Origin of the sequence: Streptomyces sp. NPDC014894, from assembly GCF_043080985.1 — a bacterium.
Taxonomy (GTDB): Bacteria; Actinomycetota; Actinomycetes; order Streptomycetales; family Streptomycetaceae; genus Streptomyces.
On record NZ_JBIBWD010000004.1, the window covers coordinates 324,024 to 335,588 of the forward strand.

Below are 11,565 nucleotides of genomic sequence, written 5' to 3' on the forward strand. Positions count from 1 at the left end.
GGGGGCGAGAGCGGGTCACAGTCCGTGTTCGGTGAGCCAGTTCTCGATGGCGGCGGTGGTCAGCGGCAGGTTGTGCTCCATCATCGTGAAGTGGTCGCCCGGCGTGGCGTGGGCGGTGTGGGGGAAGGGCCAGGCCGCCCGCCAGCCCTCGTCCTCGAAGCCCTCGTCCTGGTGGGGCATGGGGTCGGCGGCGCTGACGAAGAGCGTCGGGGCGCGGACCGGCAGCAGCGCGCACTCCTCCATGAACAGGGCGTTGTAGCGGCCCATGGCGGTCAGCTTCACCCCGTTCAGGGCGAGCGGGCCGAGCAGCCGTTCACGCGAGTCCAGGCCCTCGTTCATCGCGAGGGTGGTCTTCTCCGAGAACTGGTGGGTGGCCTGGAAGGTGTCGAGCAGGACGACGGCGTCCGGCGCCGGTCCCGCCTCCTCGGCCCGCATGGCCAGGGCGTGGGCGACCAGTCCGCCCATGGAGTGCCCGAGCAGCACGAACGGCCGGTCGCCGACGGTCTCGCGCAGCCGCACCAGATGGGCCTCGACCAGGGCGTCGAAGGTGTCCGCGACCAGCTCGCCCTCGGCGTAGCCGGGGTTGACCATCGACAGGACGTCCCGGCCGCCCTCGAAGTGCTGGGCCATCATGGCGTACTGGATCGGCCCGGCGGTGGCGGTGATGGCGGGCAGGCAGACCAGCATGGCCCGGCTGCCGTCGCCGGTGGCCATGCGGACCGTCGGCAGTACGTGATCGGCGGCTTCCCCGGCGGTGAAGGACGGGCGGAGCCGGCCCGCCGCCTGGATGAGGTCCATGCCGGCGGTGCCGGTCCTGCCGACGGCGTAGGACTGGTGGTAGAGGGCGGTGATGCTGTCCAGGGGGTGCGCGGCCGGGGCGTCCTCGCGGCCGGCGGCGGGTACGGGGTCCGCGGCGCGCCCGGGTTCGGCCTCGGCGGCGGCGGTCCCGGCGGCGGCCCCGGATCCGGTCCCGGGCTCGGCCCCGGACCCTGTGGACCCGGCGGCTCCGGCTCCGGCCCCGGGTCCTGCCGACTCGTCCAGCAGTACGGCGAGCCGGGCCGCTAGCCGTGACACGGTGGCGTGTTCGAACGTCGTCGTCGCCGGCAGCTCCAGATCCAGCAGCGCGCCGAGCCGGTCCCGCAGGGCGATCCCCGCGATCGAGTCCATCCCCAGCTCCAGGAACCCGGCCTCCCCGTCGGCGTCCGTGACGTCGTGCCGCAGTACGGCGCCGAGCTGGTCCCGCACGAGACGCGCCAGCAGCCCCGGGCGCGCCCCGGGCGCGGCCCGCCGCACCCGGCGGGCCGCGGCGCTCTCCGCCGAGGTGGTCCGCGGCAGCTCGCGCGGGACGGGCCGGGCGGCGGAGGCCATGGCCTCCCGGAAGCGCTCCGGGGACACCGCCCGCAGGGCCAGCCGCCGGACGGAGGCCACCGGCTGGCCGATGCTGCCCGCGAGATGGACCCCGAGCGCGTCCGGCCCGTCGGCGGACAGCCGGACCCGCAGCGCGGCGGTGGGCGCGGAGTGCAGCCGGATCCCGGACCAGGCGAACGGCATCCGGACCTGTGCGCCGCCGCCCTCCCCGTCGCCCTCCCCGTCGAACGGCCCGCCGGGCACGCCCGCCGCGTGCAGCGAGGCGTCCAGGAGCGCGGGGTGCAGGACGAAGCCGTCGGCGGGACCGGCGGGCCCGTCGCCGAGGGACACCTCGGCGAAGACCTCCGTACCGCGCCGCCAGGCGGCCCGCAGTCCCCGGAAGGCGGGCCCGTAGGCGTATCCGCGTGCGGCCGTCGCGGTGTAGAAGTCGTCCAGCCGGACGGCCGACGCGCCCGGCGGCGGCCACGCGCCGGAGAGTTCCGCGAAGGCGGTCGCGTCGGCGGGGTCGCCGGTCTCCGAGCCGTCGGCGGGCGGTTCGTCCGGGCCGTCGGCGGGCGGCTCGGGCGACGCGACCGCCCGGGCGTGCCGCACCCAGCCCTCCGCCGGGTCAGTGCCGGAGGACTCCACGCGGGAGTGGACGGTCAGGACGCGCCGGCCGCTCGCGTCGGCCTCGGCCGCCTCGACCCGAAGGTGCGCCGCCGCGTCGGCGGTCAGGAACAGCGGCTCCTCCAGCGTGAGTTCCTCGATCCGGGGGCACCCGGACGCGCGGCCCGCGTACAGCGCCCAGTCGGCGAACACACTGCCGGGCAGCACCACGGTGTCCAGCACCACATGGTCGGCGAGCCACGGGTGGGAGGTCCGGGAGAGCCTGCCGGACCAGAGCAGGACGCCGCCGCCGATCGGGGCGAGAGCGCCCGCCAGCAGCGGATGGCCGGTGGCGGTCAGCCCGAGGCCGCTCGCGTCGCCGCTGTGCTCGGGGGCGTCCAGCCAGTACCGCCGCCTGTCGAAGGCGTACGTCGGCAGATCCACGGTCCGGCCGCCCGCGAAGGAGCGCGTCCAGTCCACGGCGACGCCGCGTACGAACACCTCCGCCAGCGCCCCGAGCACGCACTCCCGGCCGTCCTCCCCGCGCCGCAGCGTCCCGGCGACCACCGCCCGCGCGGCCCGGCCCGACTCCTCCTCCAGCGTGTGCTCGATCGCGTTGATCAGCACCGGGTGCGGGCTGACCTCCACGAACACCTCGTGGCCCGCGCCGGCCAGGGCGCGCGTCGCGGTGTCGAAGCGGACGGTCTCGCGCAGATTCCGGTACCAGTACCCGGCTCCGGCCGCGCCGCCGTCCAGGAGCGCCCCGGTGACCGAGGAGTGCATCGGCAGATCGCCCGCGCGCGGCTCGACGGACGCGGCCAGTTCGAGAAGCGGTTCGCGCAGCCGCTCGACCTGGGCGCTGTGCGAGGCGTAGTCCACGGGGACCCGGCGCGCCCGGACGCCGTCGCGCGCGCACACCTCCATCAGCTCGTCCAGCGCCGCCGCCGCGCCCGCGACCACGGTGGCCCCCGGACCGTTCACGACGGCCACGGAGATCCGATCGGCCCAGGGCGCGATCAGCTCCGTCACCTCCCCGACCGGGCGGGCGATCGAGACCATGCCGCCCCGGCCCGCGAGTTCGCGGCCGATGAGCCGGCTGCGCAGGGCGACGATCCGGGCCGCGTCGCCGAGCGACAGCACCCCGGCCGCGCACGCCGCAGCCAGCTCGCCCTGCGAGTGCCCCACCACGGCGGCGGGCTCCACACCGTACGAGCGCCACAGCTCGGCGAGCGAGACCATCACGGCCCACAGCACGGGCTGCACCACGTCGACCCGGTCGAGGGACGGCGCGCCCGGCCGCCCGCGCAGCACGTCGAGCGGCGACCAGTCGGTGTGCGGGGCGAGCGCCTCGGCGCACCGGCCGACGGAGGCGGCGAACTCCGGCGAGGCGTCCAGGAGGTCCGCGGCCATTCCGGCCCACTGCGAGCCCTGGCCGGGGAAGACGAACACCGTCCCGGCCCGGTCGGCCGCCGCACCGGAGACCGCGCCCGCCGAGGGCTCGCCGAGGCTCACCGCCGCCAGCCGGTCGAGGAGCTCCTCCCGGGTCCGTCCGACGACCACGGCCCGGTGCCGGAACAGGGACCGGGTGGTCAGCAGCGAACGGGCGACGTCGACGGGACGCAGGGCGGGGTCCGCGCTCACCCGCTCGTGCAGGCGGCGCGCCTGTTCGCGCAGGCTGTCGGCGTTCGCCGCCGAGAGCACCCACGGCACCGGCCCGCCGACGCCGGACCCGCCGGCCTGGGACCCGCCGGCCTCGGACCGCTCAGCCTCGGGCACCTCAGCCTCCGCCCCTTCAAGTCCGGCCGTCTCAAGCCCGGCCGCCTCAGCCTCGGGTCCCTCGCGCCCGACTCCGCGAGGCCCGGCCCCCTCAAGGCCGGGGCTCCCGACCTCGGGACTCTCCTCGATGATCACGTGCGCGTTGGTGCCGCTGATGCCGAACGACGACACCGCGCCCCGGCGCGGCCGCCCGGCCCCGCCCCCGGTCCACGGCGTGTTGTCCGTGGCCAGCCGCAGCGCCCCGGCCGACCAGTCGATGTGCTCGGCGGGGCGCTCGACGTGCAGGGTGCGCGGTACGACGCCGTGGCGCAGCGCCATCACCATCTTGATCACCCCGGCGACGCCCGCGGCCGCCTGCGTGTGGCCGATGTTGGACTTCACCGAGCCGAGCAGTACGGGCCGGTCCGCGGGCCGGTCCCTGCCGTACGTGGCCAGGAGCGCCCGCGCCTCGATCGGGTCGCCGAGCGCCGTCCCCGTACCGTGCGCCTCCACCACGTCCACCTCGGCCGCCGTGACACCGGCGTTCGCGAGCGCCTGGGCGATCACCCGCTCCTGGGCGGGGCCGCTGGGCGCGGTCAGTCCGTTGGACGCGCCGTCCTGGTTGAGCGCGGAGCCGCGCAGCACGGCCAGCACCCGGCGTCCGTTGCGCCGGGCGTCGGAGAGCCGCTCCACCACCAGCATGCCGACCCCCTCGGCGAACCCCATGCCGTCGGCGGCGGCCGAGAACGCCTTGGAGCGGCCGTCGGGGGCGAGCCCGCCGACCCGGCTGAACTCGATCATCGGCCTCGGCGTCGACATCACCGTCACCCCGCCGGCGATCGCGAGCGAGCAGTCCCCCTGCCGCAGGGCCTGCGCCGCCAGATGCAGGGCGACCAGCGACGACGAACACGCGGTGTCCACCGTGATCGCCGGTCCCTCCAGCCCGAGCGTGTACGCGATCCGGCCGGACGCCACGCTGTTGGCGCTGCCGTTGCCGAGGTGCCCCTCGAAACCGGCGGGCAGCGTCGGGAACCGGGACGCGTAGTCGTTGTAGATCAGCCCGGTGAAGACCCCGGTGGCCGTGGCGCGCAGCGTGACGGGGTCGATCCCGGCCCGCTCGAACGCCTCCCAGCCGGCCTCCAGCAGCAGCCGCTGCTGCGGGTCGGTCGCCAGCGCCTCGCGCGGCGAGATCCCGAAGAACTCGGCGTCGAAGTCCGCCATGTCGTGCAGAAATCCGCCGACCTGCTCGAAGCGGTTCGCGGACGACCCGGGGTCGCCCAGCTCGACCCGCCAGCCGCGGTCGTCCGGATAGGCGCCCATGGCGTCCCGCCCTTCGGCGAGCAGCCGCCACAGCTCCTCGGGCGACGCGACGCCGCCGGGGAAACGGCAGCTCATCCCGACGATGGCGATCGCGTCGTCGTCCGAGGCGGCCGCGGCGGGCGGCCCGGCCGGCGCGACGGGCGCGGAGCCGGGGCCGCCGCCCGCCGGCGCCAGCCGTTCGAGCAGGGCGGCCGCCAGCCGGACCGGTGTCGGATGGTCGAACACCACGGACACGGGCAGCCGCAGCCCGGTCGCCGCGCCGAGCCGGTTGCGCAGCTCGACCGCCGTCAGCGAGTCGAAGCCCAGATCCTTGAAGGCCCGGTCGCCCGCCACGGCGTCGGCGCGCCCGTGCCCGAGCACCTGGGCGGCCTGCGCGCGCACCAGATCGGTCAGCGTCCGGTCGCGCTCCGCCGGGGAGAGCCCGGCCAGACGCCCGAGCGGCCCGTCGCCGCCGGCCGCGTTCACGGCGGTGCGCCGCGCCGGCGTACGGACCAGCCCGCGCAGCAGCGGCCCCGGGTCGCCCCGCCGGCGCAGGCGCGCCACGTCCAGCGCGGCGGTCACGCTCAGGGCGCGCGGCGAGCGCACCGCCGCGTCGAACAGCGCCACGCCCTGCTCGGCGGTGAGCGGCTCGATCCCCTGGCGGCGCATCCGGTCCAGGTCGGCGGCCGTCAGATCGCCGGTGAGCGCGCTGCGTTCGGCCCACAGCCCCCAGGCGAGCGAGTGCGCGGGCAGCCCTCGGGCGCGCCGGTGCAGGGCGAGCGCGTCCAGGAACGCGTTGGCCGCCGCGTAGTTGCCCTGGCCCGCCGAGCCGAACACCCCGGCGGCCGAGGAGAAGAGCGCGAAGAGCGACAGATCGCGGTCCCGGGTCAGCTCGTGCAGATGCCAGGCCCCGTCGGCCTTGGCCCGCAGCACGGTGTCCAGCCGCTCGGGCGTCAGCGCGGTGATCACCCCGTCGTCCACCGCGCCGGCCGCGTGCACCACCCCCCGCAGCCCGGGCAGCCCGTCCAGCAGCGCGGCCAGCGCGGCCCGGTCGGACACATCGCACTCCGCCACCCGCACCGACGCGCCCGCCGAGGTCAGCTCGGCGACGAGTTCCCGGGCCCCCGGGGCCCGCGCGCCGCGCCGGCCCGCCAGCACCAGATCGGTGACCTGGTGGACGCCGACCAGATGGCGGGCGACGGCCGATCCGACGACGCCCGTACCGCCGGTGACCAGCACCGTGCCCTCGATCGCGGCCGGCGCGGCCGTCAGCACCGCCTTCCCCGTGAGCCGCGCCCGGCTCAGCTGCCGGAACGCCTCGGGAGCCTGCCGTACGTCCCACGCGGTCACGGGCGGCGGGGTCAGCACGCCCCGCTCGAACAGCTCCGCCAGCTCGGCGAGCATCGCCCCCAGACGCTCCGCGCCCGCCTCGCCGAGGTCGAACGCCCGGTATCGCACCCCCGGCCATCGCGCGGCCACCTCGCCGGCGTCCCGGACATCGGTCTTGCCCATCTCCACGAACCGGCCGCCCCGGGGCAGCAGCCGCAGCGAGGCGTCCACGAACGGCCCGGTCAGACAGTTCAGCACCACGTCGACGCCGCGCCCCTCGCTCTCCCGGAGGAAGCGGTCGGCGAACTCCGCGGTGCGCGACGACGCCACCCGCGCCGCCGGGACGCCCGCGCCCCGCACCGCGGGCCACTTGGGCTCGCTCGCCGTCGCGTACACCTCCGCGCCGAGATGCCGCGCCAGCTGCACGGCCGCCGTGCCCACCCCGCCCGCCGCCGCGTGCACCAGCAGCGATTCACCGGCCCTGACGTCGGCGAGATCGGTCAGCGCGTAACGCGCGGTCAGGAAGACGGCGGGTACGGAGGCGGCCTCGGCGAACGTCCAGCCGCGCGGCATCCGGACGACCAGCCTGCTGTCGGCCACGGCCACCGGACCGGCGTACGCGCCGGACAGCAGCCCCATGACCCGATCGCCCACGGCCAGACCGTCGACTCCGGGGCCGACCTCCAGCACGACGCCCGCGCCCTCGCTGCCGAAGAGCCCCTCCCGGTCCGGCACGACGCCCAGGGAGACCAGGACGTCCCGGAAGTTGATCCCGGTCGCCCGCACCCCGATCCGCACCCGGCCCGGCTCCAGGGGCGACACGACCGGCGGGCACGGGACCGGACGCAGATCGTCCAGCGTGTCGCCCGCCCCCAGGTCCAGCCCCCACGCACCGTCGGCGGGAACCGCCGTCGCCTCCGACGCCGGGACCCGGCGCAGCCGCGGCGCCGACAGCGCCCCGTCGCGCACCGCGATCTCCGGCTCCCCGGCGACCAGGGCCGCGGCCGCCACCGAGGACGGCGGCGAGACCGCGTCCACGTCCAGCTGGCCGAACCGCCCCGGGTGCTCCGCGCACACCGACCGCCACAGCCCGCGCACCGCGGCCGCCGACATGTCGACATGTTCCCCCGGGCCCGCCGCCACCGCGCCCCTGGTCACCAGCACCAGCCTCACGGCGTCCAGCTCGGCCCGGTCCAGCCACCGCCGCACCGTCTCCAGCACGGTGACCAGCCGCTCCCGGCTCGCCCGCGGCACATCCCGTACGCCGTCGCCCGGCGCGCACGGCAGCAGCACCGCCCGGGGCGGGACACCGCCCGCGCCGAGCGCGGCGACCAGGGCCTCGACATCCGCGTGGACGGGCAGATCGAGCCCCGGCACCGGCTCGCCGATCGCCGCGAGCCCGGCGTCCGGCCCGGCCGCCGAGGACCCGCCGGACAGCGGGACCCACTCCAGCTCGAACATCGAGTCCTTCGGCGTCCCGGCCGTCCCCGGCGCGTCGCCGACGGCCGCCGGGCGCACGGTGATCCCGTCGATCGTGACGACGGGCAGCCCGGCGAGATCGCTCATCTCCAGCGAGAAGACGTCCGGCCCGGTCCGCGCGAGCCGTACCCGCGCGGCGGTCGCGCCCGTGGCGTGGATCCTGGCCCCGGAGAAGGCGAACGGCATCATGGCCTCCGCCGACCCGTCGAGCAGCGTCACGAGCCTGGTCTGCAAGGCCGCGTCCAGCAGCGCGGGATGCACACCGAACCGCTCCACGCCGCTCGTCTCCGGGAGCGCGACCTCGGCGAACATCTCCTCGCCGCGCCGCCACACGGCCCGCACCCCCTGGAACACCGGCCCGTACGCGTAGCCGTGCCCGGTCAGACGCTCGTAGAAGCCGTCGAGCCCCACCGGCTCCGCGCCCGCCGGGGGCCAGTCACCGCCGTCGGCCCCGTCGCCCCCGGTCGGCTCGTCGGCGAGCGGGGGCACGGCGACCAGCGAGCCCGTGGCGTGGCACTCCCAGTCCGCCGCCAGACCGTCGGCGTCCCGCTCCGGGGCGTACGGCCGCGAGTGCAGGCGTACGGCCCTGGCCCCCCGGTCGTCGGCCGCGTCGACGCCCACCTGTACGTCGACGGCCCCGCCGTCCGCCGGGACGACCAGCGGTGTGCGCAGCACCAGTTCGTCCAGCAGATCGGCGCCGACGTACTGGCCGGCTCTGAGGACCAGCTCCACGACGGCCGCGCCCGGCACCACGATCCGGTCCAGCACGGCGTGCTCGGCGAGCCACGGATGCGCGCCGAGGGACAGCCGGCCGGTGAACAGGGCCCCACCGCCTTCCGCCACGCTCACCCCGGCCGCCAGCAACGGGTGGCCGACCACCGACATGCCGACACCCCGCGGATCGCCGACGCCGCCGGACGTCAGCCAGTAGTGCTCGCGCTGGAAGGCGTAGGTGGGGAGGTCTGTGGGGGTGGTGGGGTTGGTGAGGAGGGTGGTCCAGTCGGGAGTGGTGCCGTGGGTCCAGAGGGTGGCGAGGGCTGTGTGGAGCTGGCGTGGGCCGCCGTGGTCGCGGCGGAGGGTGCCGGTGACGGTGAGGGGGGTGTCGGCCGCGTGTCCGGTCTCTTCGATGGAGCCGGTGAGGACGGGGTGGGCGCTGATTTCGAGGAAGGTGGTGTTGCCGTCTTTCAGGAGTGCCGTGACGGTGTCGTGGAAGCGGACTTGTTCGCGGAGGTTGCGGTACCAGTAGTCGGCGTCGAGTTCTGTGCCCTGGACGGGTTGGGTGGTGACGGTCGAGTACATGGGGATGTCAGCTGTGCGTGGGGTGATGGCGGTGGCGATGTGGTGGAGCCGGTCGCGGACCCGTTCTACGTGGGGTGTGTGGGAGGCGTAGTCGACGTTGACGCGTCGTGCGCGGATGCCGGCTGTTTCCGCTTCGGCCGTCACCTGGTCGAGGGTGGTGCGGTCGCCTGCGACGACGACGGATTCGGGTCCGTTGACGGTGGCGATCCATACGCCGTCCCGGTCCGCGAGGAGTTCACCGATCTGCTGGGCCGAGGCGGCGAGGGACAGCATTCCGCCGTGGCCTGCCAGTTCTTCGGCGATGACCTGGCTGCGCAGGGCCACCAGGCGTGCGCCGTCCTGGAGGGTGAGTGCGCCTGCGACGCAGGCTGCGGCGATCTCGCCCTGCGAGTGTCCGACGACGGCTGTCGGTGTCACTCCGGTCGCTTGCCACAGTTCGGCGAGGGAGACCATCACGGCCCAGAGCACCGGCTGGACGACGTCGACCCGTTCCAGGGCGGTGCCGTCTGTGGTGTCGTGGAGTACGTCGAGGAGGTCCCAGTCGACGTGCGGCGCCAGCGCGTCGGCGCAGGCCCGGACGGACTGCGCGAACACGGGCGAGGTCTCAATGAGTTCGGCGGCCATGCCGACCCACTGCGAGCCCTGCCCCGGGAACACGAACACCACGTCGTCGCCGTCGTCCGCCGCCGTGCCGCTGACCACGTTCGCGGCGGGCTCACCTGCGGCGATCGCGTCCAGCCCCGCGAGAAACTCCTCCCGGTCCTCGGCCACCACCACCGCGCGGTGTTCCAACGCGGTTCGCTGTCGGGCGAGGGACCAGCCGATGTCGTTGAGTGAGGCGTCGCCGGTGGCGGCGAAGGCGCGCAGGCGTGTCGCCTGTCCGCGCAGGGCCTCGGGGGAGTGCCCGGACAGCACCCAGGGCAGCACGTCGGTCCGCAGCACGGGCCCGGCGGCGTCCTCCTGTACGGGGGACTCGATGCTCGGTGCGGCCTCGACGATGACGTGGGCGTTGGTGCCGCTCACGCCGAAGGACGACACGGCCGCCCGCCGCGCCCGGTCGGCCTCCGGCCAGGCCGCGTTCTCCGTCACCAGCTCGACCGCGCCCGAGGCCCAGTCCACCTTCGGACTCGGCTCGTCGACGTGCAGGGTGCGCGGCACCACACCGTGGCGGAGGCCCATCACCATCTTGATCACCCCGGCGACGCCCGCGGCGGCCTGGGTGTGGCCGATGTTGGACTTCACCGAGCCGAGCAGTACGGGCCGCTCGTCGGGCCGGTTCCTGCCGTACGTGGCCAGGAGCGCCCGCGCCTCGATCGGGTCGCCGAGGGCCGTTCCCGTACCGTGCGCCTCCACCACGTCCACCTCGGACGCGGCCACTCCGGCGTCGGCCAGCGCGGCGCGGATCACGCGTTCCTGTGACGGGCCGTTGGGCGCGGTGAGTCCGTTGGACGCGCCGTCCTGGTTGACCGCCGAGCCGCGGATCACCGCCAGTACGCGATGGCCGTTGCGCTCGGCGTCGGAGAGCCGCTCCACCAGCAGCATGCCGACGCCCTCGGCGGCGCCCATGCCGTCGGCGGCGGCGGAGAACGCCTTGCAGCGGCCGTCGGAGGCGAGCCCGCGCTGCTTGCTGAACTCGGTGAAGAGGTCGGGCGTCGACATCACCGCGACCCCGCCGGCCAGGGCGAGCGACGACTCCCCGCGGCGCAGCGACTGTACGGCCAGATGCAGCGCGACCAGCGAGGACGAACAGGCGGTGTCCACGGTCAGCGCCGGTCCGGTCAGGCCGAGGGTGTAGGCGATACGGCCGGAGGCGACGCTGCCGGCGACACCGGTCATGGCATGGCCCTCGACCTCCTCCGGGATCGCGGGCAGCCTGCTGCCGTAGTCGCGGAAGCTGGCCCCGACGAAGACGCCGGTCCTGCTGCCGTGCAGCGAGGCCGGGTCGATGCCCGCGCGTTCCAGCGTCTCCCAGGACGTTTCGAGGAGCAGCCGCTGCTGCGGGTCCATCGCCAGGGCCTCGCGCGGCGAGATCCCGAAGAACCCGGCGTCGAACTCACCCGCCTCGTACAGGAAACCGCCCTCGGCCGTGTACGAGGTGCCGGGCCGGTCGCCGTCCGGCTCGATGAGCGAGGCCAGGTCCCAGCCCCGGTCGGCCGGGAACCCGGATATGCCGTCCCCGCCTCCGGACACCAGCTCCCACAGGCCCTCGGGCGACGAGACGCCGCCGGGGTAGCGGCAGCCCATGCCGACGATCGCCACCGGCTCGTCGGCCGTCGCTTCCGCCGCCCGCAGTCGTGCGCGCGTCTCCTGCAACTCGGCGGTGACCCGGGTCAGGAAATGGCGGAGCTTCTCGGCGTCGTCCATTACTCGCTCCATGCGGTGAGTCAGCGGTCGGTCAGGAAGTGGAGCCACACAAGGGGTGGGGAAGGCGTGGGTCAGGGGAGAGGGCGC

At 75.6% G+C, this 11,565-nt stretch carries 1 protein-coding gene; it reads right to left on the reverse strand.

The window, feature by feature from the left end; genetic code table 11:
• Nucleotides 1–15: 15 nt before the first annotated feature.
• A complete protein-coding gene (locus tag ACF089_RS12400; protein ID WP_392025317.1) occupies nucleotides 16–11,526 on the reverse strand; it encodes an alpha/beta fold hydrolase in 11,511 nt (3,836 codons plus the stop codon).
• Between the last annotated feature and the right edge of the window lie 39 nt (nucleotides 11,527–11,565).